The 22,561-nt window shown below is 52.9% G+C and carries 22 protein-coding genes and 1 tRNA gene; 9 read left to right on the top strand and 14 right to left on the bottom strand.

Annotated elements, in window-relative coordinates; genetic code table 11:
* Nucleotides 1-9 precede the first annotated feature (9 nt).
* A complete protein-coding gene (gene fliE, locus ACL2XM_RS10995; RefSeq protein ID WP_413732890.1) occupies nt 10-321 on the top strand; it encodes a flagellar hook-basal body complex protein FliE in 312 nt (103 codons plus the stop codon).
* A 264-nt stretch (nt 322-585) separates the two neighbouring features.
* On the opposite strand, the gene lysM is transcribed toward fliE, so the two are convergent.
* Nucleotides 586-1,023: a peptidoglycan-binding protein LysM gene (gene lysM / locus ACL2XM_RS10990; RefSeq protein WP_410015384.1), complete on the bottom strand. Its 438-nt coding sequence runs from the start codon at nt 1,021-1,023 to the stop codon at nt 586-588.
* A 160-nt stretch (nt 1,024-1,183) separates the two neighbouring features.
* Here lysM and ACL2XM_RS10985 point away from each other — a divergent pair, with 160 nt between their 5' ends.
* On the top strand, nt 1,184-1,432 hold the full coding sequence (locus ACL2XM_RS10985) for a hypothetical protein (protein ID WP_413732889.1): 249 nt from the start codon (nt 1,184-1,186) through the stop codon (nt 1,430-1,432).
* A gap of 30 nt (nt 1,433-1,462) precedes the next feature.
* Here the strand turns inward: ACL2XM_RS10985 and ACL2XM_RS10980 are convergent, their stop codons facing one another.
* Nucleotides 1,463-1,897: a hypothetical protein gene (locus ACL2XM_RS10980; RefSeq protein WP_410015382.1), complete on the bottom strand. Its 435-nt coding sequence runs from the start codon at nt 1,895-1,897 to the stop codon at nt 1,463-1,465.
* 518 nt (nt 1,898-2,415) lie between these two features.
* Here ACL2XM_RS10980 and ACL2XM_RS10975 point away from each other — a divergent pair.
* The gene (locus ACL2XM_RS10975; protein WP_410015381.1) at nt 2,416-2,619 is read left to right on the top strand and encodes a hypothetical protein; all 204 of its coding nucleotides are present in this window, start codon (nt 2,416-2,418) and stop codon (nt 2,617-2,619) included.
* Between the two features lie 29 nt (nt 2,620-2,648).
* Here the strand turns inward: ACL2XM_RS10975 and ACL2XM_RS10970 are convergent, their stop codons facing one another.
* The 5 genes from ACL2XM_RS10970 to fliD all read right to left on the bottom strand — a co-directional run bounded on the left by ACL2XM_RS10970 (nt 2,649) and on the right by fliD (nt 5,701).
* The gene (locus ACL2XM_RS10970; RefSeq protein WP_410015380.1) at nt 2,649-2,810 is read right to left on the bottom strand and encodes a YnfU family zinc-binding protein; all 162 of its coding nucleotides are present in this window, start codon (nt 2,808-2,810) and stop codon (nt 2,649-2,651) included.
* 144 nt (nt 2,811-2,954) lie between these two features.
* Nucleotides 2,955-3,209: a CsbD family protein gene (locus tag ACL2XM_RS10965; RefSeq protein ID WP_410015379.1), complete on the bottom strand. Its 255-nt coding sequence runs from the start codon at nt 3,207-3,209 to the stop codon at nt 2,955-2,957.
* Between the two features lie 119 nt (nt 3,210-3,328).
* A complete protein-coding gene (gene fliT / locus ACL2XM_RS10960) occupies nt 3,329-3,703 on the bottom strand; it encodes a flagellar protein FliT (RefSeq protein WP_410015378.1) in 375 nt (124 codons plus the stop codon).
* 141 nt (nt 3,704-3,844) lie between these two features.
* Nucleotides 3,845-4,234 carry a flagellar export chaperone FliS gene (fliS, locus tag ACL2XM_RS10955; protein WP_413730555.1) on the bottom strand — a complete coding sequence of 130 codons (390 nt, stop codon included), beginning with the start codon at nt 4,232-4,234 and terminating at the stop codon, nt 3,845-3,847.
* 39 nt (nt 4,235-4,273) lie between these two features.
* Nucleotides 4,274-5,701, bottom strand: coding sequence for a flagellar filament capping protein FliD (fliD, locus tag ACL2XM_RS10950; protein ID WP_413732888.1), 1,428 nt, complete (start codon nt 5,699-5,701; stop codon nt 4,274-4,276).
* A gap of 280 nt (nt 5,702-5,981) precedes the next feature.
* On the opposite strand from fliD, the gene ACL2XM_RS10945 reads away from it, so the two are divergent.
* The 3 genes from ACL2XM_RS10945 (at nt 5,982) to fliZ (ending at nt 9,121) form a co-directional block, all read left to right on the top strand.
* Nucleotides 5,982-7,511 carry a flagellin gene (locus tag ACL2XM_RS10945; RefSeq protein WP_410015375.1) on the top strand — a complete coding sequence of 510 codons (1,530 nt, stop codon included), beginning with the start codon at nt 5,982-5,984 and terminating at the stop codon, nt 7,509-7,511.
* A gap of 242 nt (nt 7,512-7,753) precedes the next feature.
* Nucleotides 7,754-8,476, top strand: a complete 723-nt coding sequence (locus ACL2XM_RS10940) for an RNA polymerase sigma factor FliA (RefSeq protein ID WP_413733218.1) — start codon at nt 7,754-7,756, stop codon at nt 8,474-8,476.
* A gap of 135 nt (nt 8,477-8,611) precedes the next feature.
* Complete coding sequence (gene fliZ, locus ACL2XM_RS10935; RefSeq protein ID WP_410015374.1) at nt 8,612-9,121, top strand: flagella biosynthesis regulatory protein FliZ; 510 nt, start codon at nt 8,612-8,614, stop codon at nt 9,119-9,121.
* 63 nt (nt 9,122-9,184) lie between these two features.
* Here the strand turns inward: fliZ and putA are convergent, their stop codons facing one another.
* Entirely contained in the window at nt 9,185-13,123 is a 3,939-nt protein-coding gene (putA, locus tag ACL2XM_RS10930; protein ID WP_413732887.1) for a trifunctional transcriptional regulator/proline dehydrogenase/L-glutamate gamma-semialdehyde dehydrogenase, read from the bottom strand.
* A gap of 806 nt (nt 13,124-13,929) precedes the next feature.
* Between putA and phoH the strand changes: the two genes are divergently transcribed.
* The gene (gene phoH, locus ACL2XM_RS10925; RefSeq protein ID WP_410015371.1) at nt 13,930-14,721 is read left to right on the top strand and encodes a phosphate starvation-inducible protein PhoH; all 792 of its coding nucleotides are present in this window, start codon (nt 13,930-13,932) and stop codon (nt 14,719-14,721) included.
* A gap of 125 nt (nt 14,722-14,846) precedes the next feature.
* On the opposite strand, the gene ACL2XM_RS10920 is transcribed toward phoH, so the two are convergent.
* The 4 genes from ACL2XM_RS10920 to ACL2XM_RS10905 all read right to left on the bottom strand — a co-directional run bounded on the left by ACL2XM_RS10920 (nt 14,847) and on the right by ACL2XM_RS10905 (nt 18,602).
* Nucleotides 14,847-14,936, bottom strand: a tRNA-Ser gene (locus ACL2XM_RS10920).
* A 371-nt stretch (nt 14,937-15,307) separates the two neighbouring features.
* Nucleotides 15,308-16,156, bottom strand: coding sequence for an ATP-grasp fold amidoligase family protein (locus ACL2XM_RS10915; RefSeq protein WP_413722625.1), 849 nt, complete (start codon nt 16,154-16,156; stop codon nt 15,308-15,310).
* Nucleotides 16,125-17,447: a flippase gene (locus tag ACL2XM_RS10910; protein ID WP_413732885.1), complete on the bottom strand. Its 1,323-nt coding sequence runs from the start codon at nt 17,445-17,447 to the stop codon at nt 16,125-16,127. The genes ACL2XM_RS10915 and ACL2XM_RS10910 overlap by 32 nt, the downstream gene beginning before the upstream one ends.
* A 336-nt stretch (nt 17,448-17,783) precedes the next feature.
* On the bottom strand, nt 17,784-18,602 hold the full coding sequence (locus ACL2XM_RS10905; RefSeq protein ID WP_413722627.1) for a winged helix-turn-helix domain-containing protein: 819 nt from the start codon (nt 18,600-18,602) through the stop codon (nt 17,784-17,786).
* A gap of 957 nt (nt 18,603-19,559) precedes the next feature.
* Between ACL2XM_RS10905 and ghrA the strand changes: the two genes are divergently transcribed.
* Together ghrA and ACL2XM_RS10895 are read left to right on the top strand one after the other, a co-directional pair.
* Nucleotides 19,560-20,501, top strand: coding sequence for a glyoxylate/hydroxypyruvate reductase GhrA (gene ghrA / locus ACL2XM_RS10900; protein WP_413732884.1), 942 nt, complete (start codon nt 19,560-19,562; stop codon nt 20,499-20,501).
* Between the two features lie 74 nt (nt 20,502-20,575).
* A complete protein-coding gene (locus tag ACL2XM_RS10895; RefSeq protein WP_413730543.1) occupies nt 20,576-21,127 on the top strand; it encodes a molecular chaperone in 552 nt (183 codons plus the stop codon).
* Nucleotides 21,128-21,158: 31 nt separating this feature from the next.
* Here the strand turns inward: ACL2XM_RS10895 and ACL2XM_RS10890 are convergent, their stop codons facing one another.
* The gene (locus tag ACL2XM_RS10890; RefSeq protein ID WP_413730542.1) at nt 21,159-21,452 is read right to left on the bottom strand and encodes a hypothetical protein; all 294 of its coding nucleotides are present in this window, start codon (nt 21,450-21,452) and stop codon (nt 21,159-21,161) included.
* A gap of 471 nt (nt 21,453-21,923) precedes the next feature.
* On the bottom strand, nt 21,924-22,499 hold the full coding sequence (locus tag ACL2XM_RS10885; protein WP_410015365.1) for a lipoprotein: 576 nt from the start codon (nt 22,497-22,499) through the stop codon (nt 21,924-21,926).
* Nucleotides 22,500-22,561 lie beyond the last annotated feature (62 nt).

Genomic DNA, 22,561 nt, shown 5'->3' with positions numbered 1-22,561 from the left:
GGAAACGTCATGGCTATTCAGGGGATTGAATCAGCGGTTCAACAACTGCAGCAGGCCGCCAGGGCTGCGGGCGGCTTTAGCGAAGCCCCCGAGTCCGGCGGCGGTTTTGCCGGCATGCTCAGCGCTGCGCTGGATAAAACCAGCGATACGCAAAACCAGGTTCGCGTCCAGTCGGAAGCCTTCGCCACCGGCAATTCGGCTTTAGGACTCAATGATGTGATGGTGGATATGCAAAAATCTTCCATTTCGTTGCAAACCGCCGTCCAGGTGAGAAATAAAATGGTGGCGGCCTATCAGGACATCATGAACATGTCCGTGTAGGGGCACTGACGTACTGATAGTAATGTCCATTCCCTCACGCTGTTTCTCCATGGGGCATGGGTGGGGCAAAGAACGATAATGTCAGATGACGTGTTGTCCCGCGCGTGTATGGCGGTCAATGGGGGCGAGTACAACAGGCAATGCGGGTTCAACGAACTAAAGAACCCGGATAAATTCATCCCTCAAAAGAGGGCCTGGCGGTTTCCTGCTCTCAGGTCATGGCGTTAGGGTTGCCCCGAATATAACGGTTAGCCACGCAGCCGGTTATTTTGGAATACGCAAAACCTGACCGGGGTAGATTTTATCGGGGTGGGAGAGCATGGGTTTATTGGCTGCGAAAATTTTGTTGTACTCGTTGGGAGTCCCGTAAACCTGCTTTGAGATGGCGCTTAATGTATCGCCTTTCTTGACGGTATAGAGTTCCGATTGGGGGACGTTATCGACCGCGGTAACGTTGTCTTCCACTTTCGTGATCCCGGCAACATTGCCAGCAGCGATAAGAATTTTTTCTTTAAGCTCTTGTGAAATCCCGGCACCGGTAGCTGTAACCGTATCACCGTTGACTTTGACCTCAACTTTATCACTGCCTGGTAATCCCAGCTTGCTGATGTGTTCTTGCAGTTTCTTGTTCGCATCATCACTATTACTGACGGCATCCCATAATTTTTCGCCTGCTTCTTTGACAAAACTGAAAAGGCTCATGATTAACTCCTTTGCTTGTGTTGAAAACTGATATTGCCCCTTGGAATATTAATATTAGTTTAAATATCCGATTTTGCATCCTAAAGCCCAGCGCCCGGACATTGGACAATAATCTATCGCCGCGCCGTCAGGCGTTCCTCAGTTAAAAGGGCGCCGAGGTGTGAGCGTGCTGATTGATAGTGGCAGCACGGTCGAGGATTCAGACAAACTGAGTGCTAATGTGCCTATACCCTATGACCGCAGTGTCATAGCCGGGGTAACTGTTCCTGTAAATGATGCTTATTTTTTTATCCGTTGCAACGCCCTAGAGGGCCAATGCGGCATGATTGCATCTGCCCAGCCGCTCTGCCCGTTCCATGCCGATGAGGAAATTAATAACATTGATCCACTCCTTACAATATTACATTGAAACGTCGCCCCAGGGCGGCTGAATCAGGTATCACAACTTGATGACAATTTTCCCACTCATTTTATTTATCTTCACGCGCTTAGCTCTGAAAATAAATGTGATGTAGGGAATCACAACTTTCCGCCATAGCGGTGTCTTTCTGTAGGATATTGAAAGTATTGAAATATGTTCTTGAGTGACGATTTTTTGAATGATATCTGTTCCACGCTGATCAAGGAGATGCGACTCAAAAGAAACAGTCTCATAACCGTCGGCCTTGAGCTTTTTCAAAATACTACGCAAAGAGCTATAAATCGCTGCTGATTTAGCGCGATTCCTTGGCGTCTTGCAAGGAATTAAATGCAAACCAACATCTTTTTTGCGCTTATTCGTGTATCTGAAACGGCCGTAACTCCCGATGGTCAACCAAGACCAAACATAACAACACCCAAGTAAACCCAGCAAAGTAATAAATACGTAATTCATATATTTCCCCTTATTCGTTTAATAGCTTATCGGCAACCAGAATAAAAAGGTTACGAGAATAACTGGCTAAACCAGATTGGGAGGCCATTACGTCGGTTTACCGGGGGATTGTTGTCTTTAAGATAAATAGGCTCTGTTCATGGCGTCAATGCAGGCACTCTGCGTTCTACGCGCGCATGCGAATGTCAATGACGGCCCAGGCGGTCGCTCCGTGGGTTAACGTGGTATTGGTGGTAATGATTCCTGCATGGAAGAGAAGGGGCAATATGCCTTTCGTAGCACGTTGAAGGGAGCTGCTACGAAAACGATTAAAGCGATCGGCATAGATTTTGTTAAGAAATTTTGCTGAAAAAACGTACTTATACGCAGACAGGCCAAAAAACGGATTTTATCCATCATGACTCTATTCGCCTGGCGCCGTTGTGTGCCGTCATATCCCCTGCGCCGTTATTCATTCTCTGTTCATTTTTCTGCAACATTACGCCGGCAAAATGATAAAGAGAAAATAGGAGACGGCGATGACAATACCCGCAGAGGCGTTGCGGCACACCCATGATACGGTAAGTCTGTTGATAGGCCAGGCCAGCCTGGCGCTCCACCGGCGCGGCGCCAAGATTCACCCGGCCGCCATCATGGCGTACCTGGCCGCCGAGCAGGAGCGGGAAAGCGACGAAACCCGGCGTTTTTTTATCGGCGTGGCGATAGGGTTGCTCGCGGTATAGCGCGGGCGAATTTCTCAATAGGGCAAAGCCTATTTGTCTTTCGGCAGAAAATAGTGACCGCATTTGGGACAAACTAACGTGATGTTTTTGCGTACTTTTTGGGCGGGTTGCTGGGTTGCGTTGCCGCATTCCGGGCACGTGACTTTAACTGAAGTACTGCCGAACGCCTTAAGCGCATCAAGGATAGACATAATAATCGCCGCGGCTATAAAGAGACGATGATGATAACACTTCGCCACCCGTATAGCTCTTGCTGCTTTTACAACCGCGGGCTTACCGCGACACCGGGCAACCGCATGTGGGACACGCCGTCGCCCGGCGCCAACCGGGCAGAATCAATGACGGCGATGGCCTAAAATTTTAGCCAGCAGGAAACCCACGCCGCTGGCAATCAGCAGCGCCGGAATCGGATCATTGACGGTTTTTTCTTTAATCTGATCAATACAGTCGTTCACGCTGTAAGACGCCTGCGCGGCGCGTTTACGCAGTTTCCCTTCCAGATGGAGCGCGTTGTCCCCGGTAGCACGGCCGAATTCTTCCTGGCCCTTGCCCGCAATTTCTTCCGCTTTATCTTTGGCTCTATCAAACATTGTTATCATCCTTATTGAGTGTTCACCCTGTAAATATAGGCGAAAATGACAATTTTGCCTCCCACGTGGGCCTGGACGCATTTTTTAGGATGATTCCCGCCTGATATCGTCGCAGGCGGTTATTTTTTTATCTCACCCGGCAGCATCGACGCCCGATCGGAAAACTTATGGTAGGCCGAGTTAATGGATTGCTGACGGTTTGACTGGCCGATGAGCTCTTTCAACTGATCAAGGCGTGATTGAAGCAATTGATTTACTTCATGTTCATTTTTCAGCAACTGCTGTAATACCAAGGCAATATTATCCTGGATAACGGTGGAAAGTGGATTTTCCAACAAAGAATTCAGTTCGGCGATCTTGGCCACCGCCTGAACATATTTTTCTTCAATATAGACCAAGGCATCCCATTCTGACTGACGGGCCATCGACAACATATTTTCGCTTAGCGCAAGAATTTGCTGATAATGGGCTAAAAGAGAAGGGCAAGCATCCATTATGGCTATCCTAGTAGGTATCGGACATATAAATTGGGTTAATTCTGCTCATTTCCTAGCTATTTTTATCACACACCCTGACGTGTCGGGATAACCATTATTAGAAACGAAACATGAATCTGATAATCAGAATATTCCTCATTAAGGTTGCGGGCCGCCCGGGGAAATATGCTTCCAGGCATCGGCGATCCCGGTGAGCATCAGACGGATTTCCTGCAGCAGGTCGCGATCGTTATGCAGATTGACCTGGATAAGCTGTCGGCAGAAGTAATCATACAGACCGGCCAGGTTATGGCTCAGTTCGCCGCCGTTTTCCATATCCAGACCCATTTTCAGTCCGTTATCGATGATCTCGATCGCTTTGGACAACGCAGTGCCTTTGGCGGCGATATTGCCCTGCGCCATGAAGATGTCCGCTTTCGCCAGTGCGCTGAGCGCCCCGTCAAATAACAAGGTGATAAGCTTATGCGGGCTGGCGCTCATGACGCTGCTCTGCAAGCCCACGACGGCATACGCATGTGAACCGTACATTGTTACTATCCTTCTCCCAGAAATTTACGCCCGCGGCAATCAGTTGCTGCTGGATGATATGTTAGAAATGGCATCAAACTGCTGGGTTAAATACGTCGCGGTATTGTTCAGCGACGAAACCAGCACGTCCAGTTGGGTAAACTGTTTTTTATAGCGGGCAATATTATTGGTGATGCTGGTCTGAACCTGGGTGTACTGCTTGTTCAGTCCGGTCAGCACGTCGGCCAGGCTGTCCTTGGTATCACTGATGGTGCCGCTGTCCTCGGTGAACGAGGTGACAATGGACGACATTTGGGTCGCCATTCCGGTGGTTTTGCCGTCGCCGGCGAAAAAGCCCGCCACCTGCGATGGATTGTCCGCCAGGTTTTTGACCAGTTTGGCCTCATCGGTGGCCAGGGTGCCGTCTTTATTCAGCGTGATGCCGACCTGGCTTAACGCCTTGATGCCGTCGTTGCTCTGGCCCGCGCCCAGCACGCTGCGCAGCTGATTTTTTACCGACGTCAAAACACTGTCGCTTAACAGAACCCCATTGCTGGCGTCCGGCGCAGTGCCGGCCGTTACGGGGGTATATTTTGTTAGCGTGGTAAAGGTGGTTTGCAGGGTGTTATACGCTGAGACCCACTCCTCGACGGCTTTGGTTGAATCGGTGGCGCTCTGGCGCACTATCAGGTTCTGTGCGGTGGTATTTTCCGCCGTCAGGGTCAGGGTAACGCCCTGGGGCACGTCGGTAATGGTGTTGCTGCTGCGTTCGACGTCGATACCGTTCAGCGTTAGCTTGGCGTTCTGAGCCGTCACGGCGGCATTCATGCCGGCGGCGGTTTTATCGGCGTCGGTGCCGTTGCTGTCGTAGCCCAGGATGCCGTTCAGGGTAGCGTCGCCGGTGACGCTCATGGTGACATTGGAGGAGGTACCGGTGGTGTTGGACGTGACGACCAGCTGGTAACCGCTGTCCCCGGACTGGACGATACTGGCGGTGACGCCGGCGTTGGCCTTATTAATGGCGTCGCGCACTCCGCCGAGTGTGGTTTGCGCGTCGGTCAGGGGAATGGCCACGGCCTTGCCGCTGCCCACCTGAATGCTGAGGCTACGGGTGGTGCTGCTGGCGCCGATAAGCGAGGTGGTATCGGTAAACACTTGTTTGGTGGCCAGCGACTGCGCCGTCGCCAGTTGGGTCACTTTAATGCTATAGCTGCCGCTGGCCGCCGTGTCGCCCGCCGTCGAGGTAAACCCATCGGTGGTGCTGGTCACTTTTTTAGTATAAAGCGTGTTATCGGACAGGGCCTTGGTGGCGGTATTAAAGGTTTCCAGCGCGGTTTGCAGCGTACTGTAGGCCGCCACTTTGGCATTGATATTGGTCTGCTTGTTGGTTATCGGTGTTAACCGCTTGTTTTCGTCGGTGGTTAACGTATCCAGCAGGGTGCTTAGGTCCAGGTTGGACCCGACGCCGAGTGAACTGATGTTGGTCATGTTGCTCTCCTGATAATTACGCGGTAGGCGAAGCGGTTATCGGCACCGGCGGCAAGAAGTTTACCGCGATTTTTGCAGCGTCATGGGGGGTAGAGGGGAAAAGAAGGGGGTTAATTCCGGCTATTAAGGTCTTGCGGGGAATGGTAGGGCGAAATTTGCATTTTTCATTAAAGGTTACCGACGGCTCGCCGATACCTTGTGGGACGGCCATTAACACTTACTCGTATTGATGCCCGAATTAATTACTCAGTCCTGATGCATGATTTCAAAGGAATATACCATGGCTCAAGTTATCAATACTAACAGCATTTCCCTGCTGGCTCAGAACAACCTGAACAAGTCTCAGTCCAAACTGAGTACCGCTATCGAACGTCTGTCATCAGGCCTGCGCATCAACAGCGCTAAAGATGATGCCGCCGGTCAGGCGATCTCCAACCGTTTCACTTCCAATATCAACGGCCTGACCCAGGCGTCGCGTAATGCCAATGACGGTATCTCCCTGGCGCAGACCACTGAAGGCGCGCTGGACGAAATCAATACCAACCTGCAGGCCATTCGTACCCTGACCGTGCAGTCGCAGACCGGCACCAACTCCGCCAGCGACCTGCAGTCCATCCAGGACGAAGTCACGCAGCGCCTCTCTGAAGTCGACCGTATCTCCCAGCAAACCGACTTCAACGGCGTGAAAGTGTTGAGCCAGAATAAAACCCTGTCAATCCAGGTGGGTTCCAACGATGGTGAAGTGATCAATATCGATCTGCAAAAAATTGATTCCACCACGCTGACACTGAATACCTTTAATGTTAACGGCCCGAACGGCACCACGTCCGCCGCCGCCTTGTCAACCGGTACCGCTGTTGCCGCCACGGGCACCGTCGCACTTACTGCGACCGCCGCTGATGCGACCGGTGCTGATGCACCTGTCAAGGCAGCCATCGGCGCCAGCACCAAGGTAATTTCCGACGGTACCGATTATTATATCGAAGGTGATGACGGCAAGGCTTATAAAGCCACCACCACAATTGATAAAACCGGTAAATTAACGGCTACCGTAGGCGCCGGTGTGACTAATACCGACTTGACCGGTAAAACCGTCAATACCGTAACCGCCGGCAGCACCGCTGCCTACACCTCACTGGCTGCCACCGTGGATGCCGCCGGTAACGCCGACGCGACCAATATCGGTGCCGGTACCCTGGTTGCAGACGCCAAGGGCAATTACTCCGTCGTGACTTCCGCAGGTAAAAGTTATGCCGCCACCGTTTCTGTCGACGGCTCTGGCGTATTAACCGCGAAGGTTGAAGCTGCGACTACCGCTGCAGTTTCCGTTGCCACCGATACCAATAAAGACTCGAAAATTGATTCGGCCAATGTCAGTATTGTTCAAGATAAAAATAACCATTACTTTATCAAAGATACGACAGACGGCACCACGGCTGATAAAGTTAAGTATTACGCCGCTGACGTCACCACTGATGATGACGGCAAGATTACCAGCGCCGCTTACGATTCAAGCAAATCGCTGGCCGTCGCCACCACCGATCCGTTAAAAGCCCTGGACAGCGCGCTGTCCACCGTTGATACCCTGCGCTCCAAGCTGGGTGCGGTGGAAAACCGTTTTGACTCCACTATCAACAACCTGGCCAGCACCAACAGCAACCTGAGCGAAGCACAATCCCGTATCCAGGATGCCGACTACGCGACGGAAGTGTCCAACATGAGCAAGGCGCAGATCCTGCAACAGGCCGGTACCTCGGTTCTGGCCCAGGCTAACCAGGTTCCGCAGACCGTGCTGAAACTGCTGCAATAATTTGTTCATCGCATTGTAATGCGTAAAAACCCCGCCCAGGCGGGGTTTTTTTTCGCTATATCATGGCCAATGTGAAATAAATACCGCCGCGGACGAAGATAAACCACTGTTTATATAAAGTAAATTGCGTTCGATCCGGCAGGATATAAATAGAGGGGTATTTAAGCGACTATTCAGCCGATTGACCTTGCCGGCTAACCGGATAATAACATCGATAAGAGGATCAATGTAGGATAGTCATGGTGAGCGATCTGTATACTGCCACGGGCGTAATAGATAAACAGTCCCTATGGCAACGCTATATTCCGTTGGTCCGTCACGAGGCCTTGCGTCTGCAGGTGCGGCTGCCGGCAAGCGTGGAACTCGACGATCTGCTGCAGGCGGGGGGGATAGGCCTGTTGAGCGCGGTGGAACGGTACGACTGCCTGCAGGGCACGACCTTTACCACCTACGCGGTGCAGCGCATTCGCGGCGCTATGCTTGATGAGCTGCGTAGCAGGGACTGGGTGCCCAGGAGCGTGCGGCGCCATGCGCGGGAGGTGGCGCAGGCCATTCATCAGGCCGAACAGCAGCTGGGCCGGGTGGCCACTGAACAGGAAGTCGCCCAGACGCTCAATATTACGCTTGCGGAATACCGGCAGATATTGCTCGACACCAACAACAGTCAGCTCTTTTCTTATGACGAATGGTGTGAAGATCACGGCGACAGTGCCGATAATCTAATGCCGGGACACGAAGACGCTAATCCGCTCCAGATATTAATGGAGAACAATTTGCGTGAAAGGGTCATCGAGGCCATCGACGGTTTGCCGGAAAGGGAAAAAATGGTCCTGGTGCTGTATTACCAGGAGGAATTAAACCTGAAGGAAATTGGCGCGGTGCTGGAGGTGGGTGAATCACGGGTAAGTCAATTGCATAGCCAGGCGATTAAACGTTTGCGCGCGCGCCTGAATAACGATCATTAGCGGCCGGGTAGGGGAATAATACATTCCCCGTTGTTAAGCACGCTGATAGAGATATTAAAACATATTAATTAGCTTTCCATAGCGCAAGTCCAACGCGCTATTGAAAGCCCTATTCTTAGCACTAGGGAAAACGACATGTTAGCCAAAGTGGGTAAAAAACGGCCCTTGAGCCGTTACCTGAAAGATTTCAAGCACTGTCAAACCCATTGCTGCCAGTGCGGCAAGCCGTTGGATCGTATGACATTGGTGTTTCGCGGGCAGATTATCAATAAAGAAGCCATCGCCGGTATGGACCAGCTTATCGACGATCTCGTCTGGCAAAGCCTGAATAAAGAGCTGACGGCGCTGTGCCGGTTTTGCAGCGTAATTTCTTGCAATAGTGAAGCCAACTATTTCGATATCAAAGCGTTCAAGCAGTATTTATTTGAACAGACGGCGATGAGTCACAGTACTATTCGTGAATATGTGGTACGCCTGCGGCGCCTTGATGAAATATTGGCGGCCAGGAATTATCCCCATGATAAATTCGAGCGCCCCAGTGGCCCGCAAATGCTTATTGAGGACGTTCCGGACGCAGGCCAAAGCAATTACCGCATCGCCCTGCGTAAATACGATCAGTACCTCAATTGGCAGCGTAATTTTTAAAAGCCAGGCCGGTTGCCCGTCCACGCCATGCCTATACCATGGCGGCGGACGGGGGATAAAGGTTTAGCCGATGGTCATCAGGCTGGCGTTGCCGCCCGCGGCGGCGGTATTAATGCTGACCGACCGTTCCACTAATAAGCGTTCCAGTAAAATCGCCGTCTCGCCGCGCGCGTAGCCATGCACCTGGATAATGGGGCCGGGCCGCCGCGCGAGCGTGCCGCAGAGCGCCAGCAGCCGGTCCGAGTCGCCATGGAACAGCACGGCGTCAAACGGATCCGCCGCCTTGAGCCAATCATCGTGCAGGACAATGCGCGCCTGCGCCGCCTCCGGCAGACCGTCATACAGCACGCGGGTCTCCGGCCCGTCCTGCCACAGTGCCTGGGACCCGACGCTTAACACCGCCGCCAGTTGCGTTAGCCGGTCATTATTGTCTTCGGCCAGGCACAATACGCGTGCGCGCGGCAATAAGCGGTAGCTGTTCTGCTCGCCGGTCGGGCCTGTGAGCATCCTGACCGTGCCGGCCAATGACAGCTCGCCAAAGCGCCTGAGCGCGCGCACCTTCTCCGCCGGCATATTCTCCCCGGCCCATATCATCAGGGCGTCATAAGCCGGCCGCGGCGCGCACGGGCTGCCGGTCGCGTCCCCGGCGCGCAGCGCGTCGGGCCGTGCCTCGGGCAGCCGTTGGGATAACAGGCGATAAAGATACAGCGGGCCGCCGGCTTTGGGCCCGGTGCCGGAGAGTCCTTCTCCGCCGAAGGGCTGCACGCCGACCACGGCGCCGACCATATTGCGGTTGACATAACAGTTGCCTACCCGCGCCTGTTCCATTACCCGGTTTATGGTTTCATCGATGCGGGTATGCAGGCCCAGGGTCAGGCCATACCCGCCGGCATTAATCTGCTCAAGCAAGGTGTTCAGGTCGCGGCTGCGGTAGCGGACCACGTGCAGGACCGGACCGAACACTTCCTTATCCAGCTGCGCCACGCTGTCCAGCTCAATCAGCGTGGGCATGACAAAGGTACCGGCGCCCAGGGATTGCCGTCCGGCGCCGTCGTTATGGGCGCCCTGCCATACCGGGTGGCCGGCTTCGCGCATGGCGGCGATATGTTCCTCTATCGCCTGCCGGGCCCGGGCGTCAATCACCGGACCGATATCGGTGGCAAGCCATTGCGGATCGCCGACGCTGCACTGCGCCATGGCGCCGCGCAGCATGCGCAGAGTGCGTTCGGCCACCTCTTCCTGAATACATAATAAACGCAGCGCCGAACACCGTTGCCCGGCGCTGTCGAACGCGGAGGCGATGACATCGTTCACCACCTGTTCCGTTAAAGCGGAAGAGTCAACGATCATGGCGTTAATCCCGCCGGTTTCCGCCACCAGCGGCACCGGACGTCCCAGCGGGTCCAGCCGTTGGGCGAGCGTCGCCTGTATCAGTCGGGCGACGGCGGTGGACCCGGTAAACATCACGCCGCGCACCCGATGGTCGCCCACCAGCCGCGCGCCGACGGTCTCGCCGTCGCCCGGCAGGAAATGCAGTACGCCGGGCGGCACGCCCGCTTCCAGCAGGATGCCGACGGCCTGCGCGGCCACCAGCGGCGTTTGTTCGGCGGGCTTTGCCAGCACGCTGTTGCCTGCGGCCAGCGCCGCCGCCACCTGGCCGGTAAAGATGGCCAAGGGGAAGTTCCAGGGGCTGATACAGGCCACCGGCCCCAGCGGACGGCAGCCGTCGCGATCGAATTCCCGGATCTGGCCGGCATAGTAGCGCAGGAAATCGACGGCCTCGCGCACTTCGGCGATGGCGTTGGCAAAGCTTTTACCGGCCTCGCGTATCAGCAGGCCGATAAGGGTGGGCATACGCTGTTCCAACAGATCCGCGGCATGGTTTAAAACCGCGGTTCGTTCGGCGCAGGGCGTGGCCGACCATATCGCGCCGTGGTGATCCGCGCAGGCAATGGCCCGCTCGACGTCGTCTTCGGTGGCGTCGCGGCATTCCCCGACATTATCGCGCGCGTCGGCCGGGTTAAGCACCGCATGCCATAACTCGCCGTCGCGTGATGTGCTATCGCCGGCGTGGGCGCGCCAGTGCAGGTTGGCGCTGTTGAGCAAGGCGCTGGAGAGCGAGGCGAGACGATGTTCATTGGCCAGATCGATCCCGGCCGAATTAAGCCGTAACGGACCGTACAGCCGACGGGGCAGGGGAATCAGCGGGTGCGGCAGGCCAACGCCGCCTTCCCGTTCGCCGATGGCCAGCGCCTCGTCCACCGGATCGGCAATCAGGTGATCCAGGGATAGGGCGCTGTCGGCAATACGGTTAACAAATGAGGTATTGGCGCCGTTTTCCAGCAACCGGCGCACCAGATAAGCCAGCAGGGTTTCATGGGTACCCACCGGGGCATAGATGCGGCAAGGGCGGTTCAGCCTGCCGTCGGCCACCGGTCCCACCACCTGGTCATACAGCGGCTCGCCCATACCGTGCAGACATTGAAATTCGTATTGGCCAGGATAATAGTTCTGCCCGGCGAAATGATAGATGGCCGCCAGCGTCTGGGCGTTATGGGTGGCGAACTGCGGGTAAATATGATGCGGCACCGCCAGCAGCTTGCGCGCGCAGGCAAGGTAGGCGACGTCGGTATATACCTTACGGGTATAGACCGGATACCCTTCCAGTCCCTCCACCTGGGCGCGTTTGATTTCGCTGTCCCAATACGCCCCTTTCACCAAACGGATCATCAGGCGCCGTTGGCTGCGCTGCGCCAGGTCTATCAGCTCGTCGATAACAAACGGGCAGCGTTTTTGGTAAGCCTGGATGACAAAACCAATGCCGTTCCAGCCGGCGAGCACCGGTTCAAAACACAGTCGGGTCAATAAATCCAGGGATAGCTCCAGGCGGTCCGACTCCTCGGCGTCGATATTAATGCCGATATCATATTGGCGCGCCAGCAGGGTTAGCGCCAGCAGCCGGGGATAGAGTTCGTCCATCACCCGCGCGTATTGAGAACGGGCATAGCGCGGATGCAGGGCGGAAAGCTTGATGGAAATGCCCGGTCCTTCATAGATGCCACGGCCGTTGGAGGCCTTGCCAATGGCATGGATGGCCTGCTGATAAGAGAGCAGGTAGGCCTGGGCATCATCCTCGGTCAGGGCGGCTTCGCCCAGCATATCATAGGAATAACGGAAGCCGCGCTGTTCCAACCGGCGGGCATTGGCCAGCGCCTGGCCGATATTCTCGCCGGTGACGAATTGTTCGCCCATCAGGCGCATGGCCATATCCACGCCTTTGCGGATCAACGGCTCGCCGCTTTTACCGATAATACGGTTCAGGGAGCGCGACAGGCTGCCCTCGTTATGGGTGGCCACCAGACGGCCGGTAAACAGCAGTCCCCAGGTGGCGGCATTGACAAATACCGACCGGCTGCGGCCAATATGGGGCTGCCAATTGCCGCGGCTGATTTTATCGCGGATCAGCGCATCGCGGGTGGCCTTATCCGGCACGCGCAGCAGCGCCTCCGCCAGGCACATTAACGCCACCCCTTCTTGCGACGACAGGGAAAATTCCTGCAGAAATCCTTGCACCATGCCGGCGCGGCCGCCGGCGCTGTGCTGCTGGCGCAGCGTTTCGGTCAGGCGGCGGGCTAATTGGCTTATCTGCGCCGCGGCGGCGGGATGGCGCGCCTGTTCAATCAGCAACGGCACGGCTTCGGTTTCCGGACGGCGCCACGCGGCGGTGACGGCGGCGCGCAATACCGATTGCGGCAATACTTGTTCGGCGAACTCCAGAAACGGCTGGCGCGTTTCCATTGCCGGCGGCTCCGCCGGGTCGTTGTCCCCGGGCATGGACGCGGCGTCTTGCCCAAGGGCATGACCCTTATCCAGCTCATCCAGGTAATGGAAGATAGCTTGCTTAATCAACCAATGCGGAGTGCGATCAATCAGCCGCGCCGCGTTCTTAATCCTTTCCCTGGCGGCATCGTCAAGCTTTACCCCCATCGTAGTGGTTACCATCGCTGTATCCCCGGCGAGCATGTGAGATATCACTATCGCCAATGTTGCAACTAAGTGCAACCGGGTTAATAAACAATTAACTTATAGTTAATAAGGTTGCAATCCTGGCGCGGGCGACGCCTGGACGCCGTAAACCGCACCGGCATGATGGCGCAAGAACGGCGTGACGGGGATTATTTGATTAAATTTGTAATAATTGATGTTTTACGTAAGCCGCGGGTTATTTACCAGCGCAGCGGGAAAAAGCGTTCTGTGGGGCGATATATCAGCAGGCGATAAAGTCGGGGGGCGCTATTGGGTTAAGGTCATCCAGTTCAAGCGTAACGGCTATTGCTTATTATTTGTTCGAATGCTAAAAAAAATATTGCAATCCCAGCGCAAAGTGATGCAATGTCATTATACTCAAGACATCAAGCTAGTTCAGAAAGTTGTTCAGATGCGAAATTCATAACCTCACTGCGGGGATCGCTAATGACAGTGTCCTTTTATGGGCTGATGGCAATACCAGGTTCTGCACCAATCGCCTCCGGAACAGTCGGCGGTTGTAATTTCAACGCTTCGTTTCCAACTTCGTTTTTGCCGACCGGCAATGTAATTGTTCCCTTGTGTTCTCAACTCCGTTGCTTTTTTCCAACTGATGCGCACTCCGGTACGTCCGTATTGTCCATGCGAATGCAACGGGCCGTGTCATCTTATCTCATGGCTATTATTGGCTTTAAAGGAAGCCACAACCTCATCTGAATGTGAAGCGTAATCACCAGGCCTATGCCTGTGTGAATGGTGAAACAAACTGTAAGGTGCCACTTATGGGAAGACAAAAAGTAGTGATCAAAGCTCGTCGCGAAGCTAAACGCGTTATCCGGCGTGAATCACGCAATCACAAAATGCGTGAAGAGGACTCGGTCACTTCTCTTGTTCATATGAGCGGGATTGAATCGATAGGCATGGCGCGCGACAGTCGCGACACCAGGTTAATAGAGGCACGTAATGAAGTCCAGGAAGCTTATTTAACAGCCATTGAGACCAAACAGTTAATTTTCGCAACCGGCGAGGCAGGGTGTGGTAAAACCTTCCTTAGCGCCGCTAAGGCTGCCGATGCGTTAATCCACAAAGAGGTTGACCGTATTATCGTTACCAGGCCGGTATTACAGGCCGACGAAGACCTGGGTTTTCTGCCGGGGGATATTGCTGAAAAATTCGCCCCTTATTTCCGACCGGTTTATGATATTTTGCTGCGCCGGCTGGGGTCGTCCTTTATGCAATATTGCCTGCGCCCTGAAATTGGCAAGGTGGAAATCGCTCCTTTTGCGTATATGCGCGGACGTACCTTTGAAAATGCGGTAGTTATTCTGGATGAAGCGCAGAATGTTACCGTCAACCAAATGAAGATGTTTTTGACCCGTCTGGGAGAAAATGTCACGGTTATTGTCAACGGCGATATTACGCAATGTGATTTGCCCAGAGGGGTAAAATCCGGACTGGCGGATGCTCTGGAGCGGTTTAACGAGGAGGATGAAATGATCGGTGTGGTGCGTTTCGGCAAACAGGATTGCGTTCGCTCCGCGCTGTGCCAGCGTACGCTGAATGCCTATCGCTGACGGTCGCTACGCACGCGGCGTCAGTATGGCGCCTTATCATTGAGTTAAAAAAAGCCCGGATAATCATCCGGGCTTTTTATTACCGCCAGGCCAGGCTGTTAACAACAGCTTGACCCTAATAATTTTGGCGGTGAGGGAGGGGTTCGAACCCTCGATACGATTTCTCGTATACACACTTTCCAGGCGTGCTCCTTCAGCCACTCGGACACCTCACCACGCTGTTAACCAAGGGTCAACGGGGCGGTACTATAGGGATTCGTCCCATTCCGGTCAAGTATAATTTATCAGGGATGCGTTGTTTGCTCAGGGTTTGAGCGCATCGCTTGTCTGGCGGCGGTGGCGATGCCATCGGGCCTGCCGTCAGGGGTGAATAATGTGCGGCGCGGGGGAGGGCAGGGGGTATTTCGCGCGGCAAGCCTCAGTATTATGCCGCCGGCAACGCCCAGCCGAAAAAGCTGGGAATAGCCCGCCCGTTCATGTGTGCAGACAATGCTATTCCCGGTTCGCCTCTCAGCGATATCGGTGCAGTAAAATACCATTTAATGACATCTTATATTTATTATCATTTCTACCACAGGCCCCGGCGTTACTCGGTAAAAAAACTGCCCCATTGGTGCTGCACCCCTTCCGGATACATTTTGCACAGGCCACCGCCCGGCGTAAAGGTCAGCTCACCAAAATAGACATTGCCTTCGGCTTCATAAAAATCCACCCTGACATAATTAAAATCCGCCGCCAGACGTTTTGCCAGCGTCACCATTTCCGGTAAATTCTTAGGCGCGGGCATAGGGATAGGGTTGTTCGGCAAGCCCATCCTGATATCGGTCTTGTGCCATTCAGTATCAAATACGTCGCGGCGATGCAGACCATAACGGTCGTAGTCAACCTGGATAAAAATATGCATCTCACCCTGCTGGTTAAAGCAGTGGAACTTGATATCGTTGGGTATATGGCCCTCGTCCTGCAGCAGGTGCTCCACCAGGATGCGGGGCTGGATTTTTTTATAATGTTTTTCTCGATTGGTTTTGTAATAATTGGTTTTAGTCCAATAACGGGTTAACGCACTGAGTTGGGCGAAGGTGGTATCCGCTTTATCGTGCACGACTAAGTTAAAACCACATCCATGGTTGGCCTTGATAACGAAGGTTTGCGGAAGAGCCGCATAAATTTCTTCCGTGAGTACATCGAACACTGCGTGCAGCGGGATGAGATATTTTTCGCCTATGGTGTTAGCAATATAATCTCGAACTTTGTATTTATCTGCTAAGTTTGTGTAAATCTGCTTAGGCCGAAAATTACGTATAGTGATTTTCTCGCTAAAGGTCGTTGGCTGGGTCATGTTCGGCCATTTTTTGAATACACGCGCATATTTTAATTGATGATACAAGAAATCTGGCAACATTTTAAACGCTTGCCTGACGAGTGGATTTAACATAGTTTTGCACCTCAATTATAAAATTTGGAATACTTTTATAGGCACTGAGCAACTGATAAGTGACTAACCCTTTTTTGAACAACGCATTGAGCACGAACAGAGATAGGACCTCGGATAATAAGGTTGATAGCGCCGCGCCCTTTATGCCGAATAGCGGAATAAAGTGATAATTGAGGGCTATGTTCAGTAAGGCGATAACCGGCATCTTTAATGCGACAAAATGATAGCCGGAATGCATCAATATTATCCGGTACGAAATGGTGCCCAATACGCTGCAAAGGGATGTCAATGCACATATCAACAGGATGGACGCCGAGTCTTTATAGGCGGCACCATAAATTAACTGTATGATATCGTGACTAAAAAAACCTATGATGATTATCACCGGCGCGCACACTACCAGGGTGACCATATACAGCATGCGCACACGGTCCGCGGCCCTTTTGGCATCGCGCTCGCTGGCGATGGTGCTCATAAACGAGGTAATCAGCGCCATGGGAACCAGCACCCAGCCACCGCTTATCGCCAGTGCCGCGCTATAAATACCCACCGCATGATAACCAATGAATTTCGCCAGCATTATCTGATCGATACGGGTATAGATCACTATCGCCAGGCTGGATATAGCCAGTGGCAAACCCACCTTCAGCAAATAGATATTATAAAAGCGGCTGTATTTGGCCTTCAGCTTTCTTTTATAATGAATCCCTTTAGCCTGTTGATGGCGATAAAATAGAACCCTGCGCACAATATAAGGTACAAAGCTTCTGCCCGCCAAGGAAACCGCAAACCATATCAAGCTTAGCTGCAACCAGGCAAACAGCAGGTTGGCTAGCACAAATATAACCAATACCGTGTTGTTGATAATCAGGTTAACCTTGGACGCCAGAGTCGCGTCGTAATACAGTTTGTAAATATCCCTTAAGGTAAAAAACGTTCCCAGTAATAAAATCAATAAAATATAAAAGTGTTGCCGTGGGACAGAGTAATATGCCCAGAAGAGCAGTCCCGCGCTGAAAATGATAAACAGCAGAAACTTTATACGCAACGAGGCTGCCATCAGGTTCATGCCACTGTGCGGTTTTTTTGCTATGCGATTGAATAAGACATTGTCACTGCCCAATTGTATAAAAGGCAATATCAATGCGATAATCGAAACTAAATAACTCAGCGTACCGAAATTTTCAGGTCCAAGATAACGGGCTATATACATTGCTGAAATGATGCCTGCGCCTGCAAAGCATAACTTCTCAAGTATGATCCACAATGAATTATAAATGATAGCTCTCATGTTCCTCTTCGGGTAAAAATGGCTAAAATTCCGATGTCAATAGAGCTGTTAAAAGTTGCTTAACAAGGTAGCTACAGGCACGTATCCGAAATATAACTTTCTCGAATAATTGAAAAATATAGCTTTATGCTTACTTAGGCAAATAAAAAAAAGTAAAATAATTTTTAGAAAAATAATTTTAGTTTCATGGAATATAAGAATTGACTGAAAAAAGGATAATTTCACCTGAATTTCATTTCACTTAACGGCAGGAGAAATTTCATTAGCGGATAAAAAAGCCCGAATATCTATTCGGGCTTTTTTATGAAAATAACGAGGGCGTCAGGGAGTGAAACGCTACTTTTCACCTAACGCCTGGCAATCGAAAGCAACGCCGTCGAATTTGACCGTCAGGCTTTTGCAGGAAAATGCGTCACTGGAAGAACTATTATAACCTAACGGGCACGTCAGGGTCACCGCGTTGACTTTATTGAACCGCGCCAGTTCCAGTGCATAAGACGCGAAAGGGATTTTAATTGTTGAAAAGAAATACATTATCAAAGGAGATAAAATAAAAAAAGCCATTAATCCCAATATGATTTTACTTTTGGTTTGCTGAATCCTGGCCGCAAAAGCGGAAGAAACATCTTTTAACGGATTCGATCTATTTACTGTCGGTCTGGTAATGGTTTTTGTAATTCTCGAAGGCGGCGGCAATGCCCAGGTGGGCTGGTCAAAAAACGCGTCTTCCATGGTGGCCGCTTCCTGGATATTGGGCTCGCAAGCCACGCGGGCCGCCGTAGCCGCTGTGGCCTGCGCGGGTTCCGGTCTTAAGGGCTCAGGTACGTATTCATCGACGGATTGAGGGTTAAAGAAAATATTAACCATTTGTTTTTCTTCAATGATATAGCCTATGCGCGGTATGGTTTTAATTATGTCGTGGTTCTCATCCCCCAGCTTCTGGCGAATGGATTTTATCGTTTGGTTGATGGTCGAATCCGAACAATAGGTTCCTTTCCAAATCTGATTAACCAGCTCGGCACGCGTCACCGCCGCTGGTGAATTCTGGATTAATAAATTGAGTATCTGGTACTCTTTCCAGCGCAGACGACTATGGATATTGGGCGCAATTGTCACATCAAGATGATTGATCGTGATGGGTTGTGTAAGTTTCATCTCAAAATACCTCAATAGTATTTTTTTTCTTATCATATCGCTGATCCGCAAGCTACACGCGATCATAAAATTTTCAAGAGTTATAAAGGGTAACTGTCTGATATTTTATTTTTTTCATCACTCATTTACCTGCTCATAGATTTCTCCAATACCTGGTAGTTAGGTTGTACGTTTTGAGTCCTTTTAAACAATAGTCGAGACCGGGGAAGTCGCGACGGTAATAAATCTGAATTTAAAAACATCAAATCGTACCTTTTTGCGCAAGTGAAATTACAAAACCTAATAGTTTATGGGGTTAATCATGCTTTTTTATAAAATTTCATTGTTTTATTTACTTTTTCCGAGGAATAGATAAACGTTAATTTTAAACTTTTAGTTGTAAATGTCCGACTGGATAAGGGAGCCTACATTCAGGGCATGCAGGCCCTGATATCAGATTTTTGCGGTGACGGGCTAAACACGCGTGCAACCGCCAGCCGTCCTACTATTGTCGTAAGATCATAAAGTTGATTCGTATCATGACGCTATACCCTAAGCGGTTCGGAATAATTATTCATGTCCAAGCGCATACAAAAAATGCGAAAAATAATATCGGCCAGTGAGTAAATTTTTTTTCGCTTATTCTTTTCCACAAGCAAATACCGCCCGATGTTTATTCCGCAATCAACCCAGCGCATGCATAAGATAATTCTTAATGATTTCACTTTTTGTCACTTAAATTTAGCTTTTTTATGTTATGACGCCTGCATCTGCCGTCACAGGGCCAGGCAATAAGGCACAAAATGTTAACTGCTAGTAAAAAATGACTATATGCGCCAGCCTGCGTATTAGCGATTGCGATTTTTAGCATGGGCAACCGCTGTGGTTACCTGTCATACCGTTTGGCAAGATTGTGCTTTACCCAGGCTAACGGTATGTTAATGGTGAAAAAAAGCTGGGATGGAAAGGCGTTTTATTATGAGGATCATTTTTTATCACCCGACGGACAACGCGGCGGTGTGGATCGACGGCTTGCGGCAACGATTTCCTGACGCTGATATCAGATTGTGGCGAGAGGGCGTAGACCTGCCGGCCGATTATGCCGTGGTCTGGCATCCTCCCCGTGCGATGCTGGCCGGCCGGCCCGGCCTTAAAGGCGTGTTTGCCCTCGGCGCGGGAGTGGACGCCTTAATGGATCAGGTGCGCCTGCACCCGGATATGCTGCCGGCGAATGTACCGCTGATGCGGCTTGAAGATACCGGCATGGCGCAGCAGATGATTGAGTATACTGTCGCCGCGGTGCTGCGCTATTACCGGCGCCTGGATGAATATGCCCTGCAGCAAAGCCTGGGAGAATGGCGCGAGCTGGCGCTGCCCGCCAGGGAAACCTTTTTTGTCGGCATCGCCGGCGCGGGGGTGCTGGGCGGTAAAACGGCAATGGCGGTGCGCGCCATGGGTTTTCCGGTGCGCTGCTGGAGCCGCCGCGCGAAGGTCATCCCGGGAGTGGCCAGCTTTGCCGGCCGGGAAGGCCTGGACGCGTTTCTCAACGGCGTACAGGTACTCGTGAATCTGCTGCCGAACACGCCGCAGACGACAGGCATCCTGAACGCCGCGCTGTTTGCGCGCCTCAATCGCGGCGCGTATATCATCAATATTGCCCGTGGTGCGCATATGGTGGAAGACGACCTGCTTGCCGCTCTGGCGCAGGGGCAGATTGCCGCGGCAACGCTGGATGTCTGCCGGCAGGAGCCGCCGCCGCGCGATCATCCTTTCTGGGCGGCGCCGCGCATTACGCTTACCCCGCATATTGCCGCCACGACACTGCCGTCGCAGGCCATGGACAGCATTGCCGATAACATACGTCGTATCGAGACCGGACAGACGCCGCTTGGCCTGGTTGATCGCCTGCATGGGTATTAACACCATTGCGTCAGGGGACGTTTTATGACAAGGTCGGCGCCGGTTTTACTTTGCTTACTAAAACGGATAACACGATGAATGATTTTTCCATGGTCTGCCGGGTGCTGGGAACGTTATTTTACCGCCAGCCGCAGGATGCCATGCTGGCGCCGCTGATGACGCTTATCAGCGAGGGCAAGCTGACGGCCCATTGGCCCCTGGAGCAAGACGCTCTGCTGGCCCGCCTGCAGCAAAGCTGCGAACCGCAGGCCCTGGCCGCGCAATACGCTTTGCTATTTACCGGCGACGAAGCAAAAGTCCCGCCACTGCGCTCGGCGTGGCTGGCGGCGGATGAGGGCGAGGTCGGGGCCTTCCTGCAACAGCTCGGCATGCCGGCCGGAGACGGCCCGGCAGATCATTTCGGCGCGCTGCTTCTTGCCGGCTCGTGGCTGGAAGATCATGCGCGATTGGATGAAACCCAGGCCCAAAGCCAGCTGTTCGATCTGTATTTGCTGCCCTGGAGCGATCGCTTTTTGGGTAAAGTGGAGGCCTGCGCCACCGGGGACTTTTATCGGGTACTGGCGATAATCTGCCGTGAAGCCCTTGAGGCGCTGCGCGAAGAACTGGACGAAACCCCTGCTGAATAATAGGGCGATCACCCATGCCGCATAAAACCTGTTAAAGGGAGAGCCTGCCGATGGGGTTGAATCGGGCGTGGTTTTCCGCCCGACCGAGGCCCCATGGCAGGGTATGCCCGCCATCACCCATGCCGTATAAAACCTGTTCAAGGGAGAGCCTGCCGATGGGGTTGAATCGGGCGTGGTTTTCCGCCCGACCGAGGCCCCATGGCAGGGTATGCCCGCCATCACCCATGCCGTATAAACCCTGTTCAAGGGAGAGCATGCCGATGGGGTCGAATCGGGCGTGGTTTTCCCGCCCGACCGAGGCCCCATGGCATGCTAGGCCCGCCAACACCGGACTCAAGGCAGACGTGTTAAAGGGAGAGCGTGCCAATGGGGTCGAATCGGGCGTGGTTTTCCCGCCCGACCGAGGCCCCATGGCATGCTAGGCCCGCCAACGCCGGACTCAAGGCAGACGTGTTAAAGGGAGAGCGTGCCGATGGGGTCGAATCGGGCGTGGTTTTCCCGCCCGACCGAGGCCCCATGGCATGCTAGGCCCGCCAACGCCGGACTCAAGGCAGCCGTGTTCAAGGGAGAGCGTGCCGATGGGGTTGAATCGGGCGTGGTTTTTCCGCCCGACCGAGGCCCCATGGCATGCTAGGCCCGCCAACGTCGGACTTAAGGCAGACGTGTTCAAGGGAGAGCATGCCGATGGGGTTGAATCGGGCGTGGTTTTCCCGCCCGACCGAGCCCCATGGCATGCCAGGCCCGCCAACGCCGGACTCAAGGCAGACGTGTTCAAGGAAGAGCATGCCGATGGGACTCACCCAAACGGGATAACCAGTTTGCCCGGTTTAACCTCCAATCCCTGCGCCAGCTTTTTCACCAACGCCTCATCTTTATTGCGATTGGCGTCCAGCACATACGCCGGCGTATTATCAAAATAGGATTTCAGCGCATGGTCGAGATAAGGCGACAAAGCGCGAAAGGTGGTGTCGACATCAGCCGGCTGAACCTGATAATCCACCAGACGCATATCTTTCAGAAACACCGCGCCCTGCGACTTATCATAATACGGCTGCGCCTGCAGGGTCAGCGTCGCCTCGGCCTGCTGCGACCCGAACAGGGTATCGACATTGACCGTGGCGTTACCGGATAACCGCACCTTATCGGGCTCGGCGCGGCCGATCTCGCTGGCCAGATGGGTGACGACGATATGGGCGTTGGCCAGTCCGGGAACGCCGATATTTTTACTGAAATCGTTATGCTTTTGCAGATAAGCGTTTATTTCCTGCTCACTGATGCTGTACTGCGTCAAATTATTGCAGCCGCTTAATAAACTGCCGGCCAGCACGCAGCTGAAAAGCAGCTTAATCCATGCAACGAAACGATTTTTCATGCTGTCCTCTACCCTCAATACCGTGGCGTCTGCTCATTACAGGATAACCGTCTCGCCCCGGC

Source organism: Sodalis sp. RH20, assembly GCF_047324205.1.
Taxonomy (GTDB): domain Bacteria; phylum Pseudomonadota; class Gammaproteobacteria; order Enterobacterales; family Enterobacteriaceae; genus Acerihabitans.
This window is presented reverse-complemented; position numbering and strand designations above follow the sequence as displayed.

Excerpts from the sequence above, each read along its gene's own strand:
- ACL2XM_RS10980 (WP_410015382.1), bottom strand. The coding sequence starts at position 1,897 with ATGAATTACGTATTTATTACTTTGCTGGGTTTACTTGGGTGTTGTTAT.
- putA (WP_413732887.1), bottom strand. The coding sequence starts at position 13,123 with ATGGTAACCACTACGATGGGGGTAAAGCTTGACGATGCCGCCAGGGAA.
- ACL2XM_RS10970 (WP_410015380.1), bottom strand. The coding sequence starts at position 2,810 with ATGTCTATCCTTGATGCGCTTAAGGCGTTCGGCAGTACTTCAGTTAAA.
- ghrA (WP_413732884.1), top strand. The coding sequence starts at position 19,560 with ATGAGGATCATTTTTTATCACCCGACGGACAACGCGGCGGTGTGGATC.
- ACL2XM_RS10975 (WP_410015381.1), top strand. The coding sequence starts at position 2,416 with ATGACAATACCCGCAGAGGCGTTGCGGCACACCCATGATACGGTAAGT.
- fliZ (WP_410015374.1), top strand. The coding sequence starts at position 8,612 with ATGTTAGCCAAAGTGGGTAAAAAACGGCCCTTGAGCCGTTACCTGAAA.
- ACL2XM_RS10905 (WP_413722627.1), bottom strand. The coding sequence starts at position 18,602 with ATGAAACTTACACAACCCATCACGATCAATCATCTTGATGTGACAATT.
- ACL2XM_RS10945 (WP_410015375.1), top strand. The coding sequence starts at position 5,982 with ATGGCTCAAGTTATCAATACTAACAGCATTTCCCTGCTGGCTCAGAAC.
- ACL2XM_RS10965 (WP_410015379.1), bottom strand. The coding sequence starts at position 3,209 with ATGTTTGATAGAGCCAAAGATAAAGCGGAAGAAATTGCGGGCAAGGGC.
- fliS (WP_413730555.1), bottom strand. The coding sequence starts at position 4,234 with ATGTACGGTTCACATGCGTATGCCGTCGTGGGCTTGCAGAGCAGCGTC.
- phoH (WP_410015371.1), top strand. The coding sequence starts at position 13,930 with ATGGGAAGACAAAAAGTAGTGATCAAAGCTCGTCGCGAAGCTAAACGC.
- fliD (WP_413732888.1), bottom strand. The coding sequence starts at position 5,701 with ATGACCAACATCAGTTCACTCGGCGTCGGGTCCAACCTGGACCTAAGC.
- ACL2XM_RS10885 (WP_410015365.1), bottom strand. The coding sequence starts at position 22,499 with ATGAAAAATCGTTTCGTTGCATGGATTAAGCTGCTTTTCAGCTGCGTG.
- fliE (WP_413732890.1), top strand. The coding sequence starts at position 10 with ATGGCTATTCAGGGGATTGAATCAGCGGTTCAACAACTGCAGCAGGCC.
- ACL2XM_RS10910 (WP_413732885.1), bottom strand. The coding sequence starts at position 17,447 with ATGAGAGCTATCATTTATAATTCATTGTGGATCATACTTGAGAAGTTA.
- lysM (WP_410015384.1), bottom strand. The coding sequence starts at position 1,023 with ATGAGCCTTTTCAGTTTTGTCAAAGAAGCAGGCGAAAAATTATGGGAT.
- fliT (WP_410015378.1), bottom strand. The coding sequence starts at position 3,703 with ATGGATGCTTGCCCTTCTCTTTTAGCCCATTATCAGCAAATTCTTGCG.
- ACL2XM_RS10915 (WP_413722625.1), bottom strand. The coding sequence starts at position 16,156 with ATGTTAAATCCACTCGTCAGGCAAGCGTTTAAAATGTTGCCAGATTTC.
- ACL2XM_RS10895 (WP_413730543.1), top strand. The coding sequence starts at position 20,576 with ATGAATGATTTTTCCATGGTCTGCCGGGTGCTGGGAACGTTATTTTAC.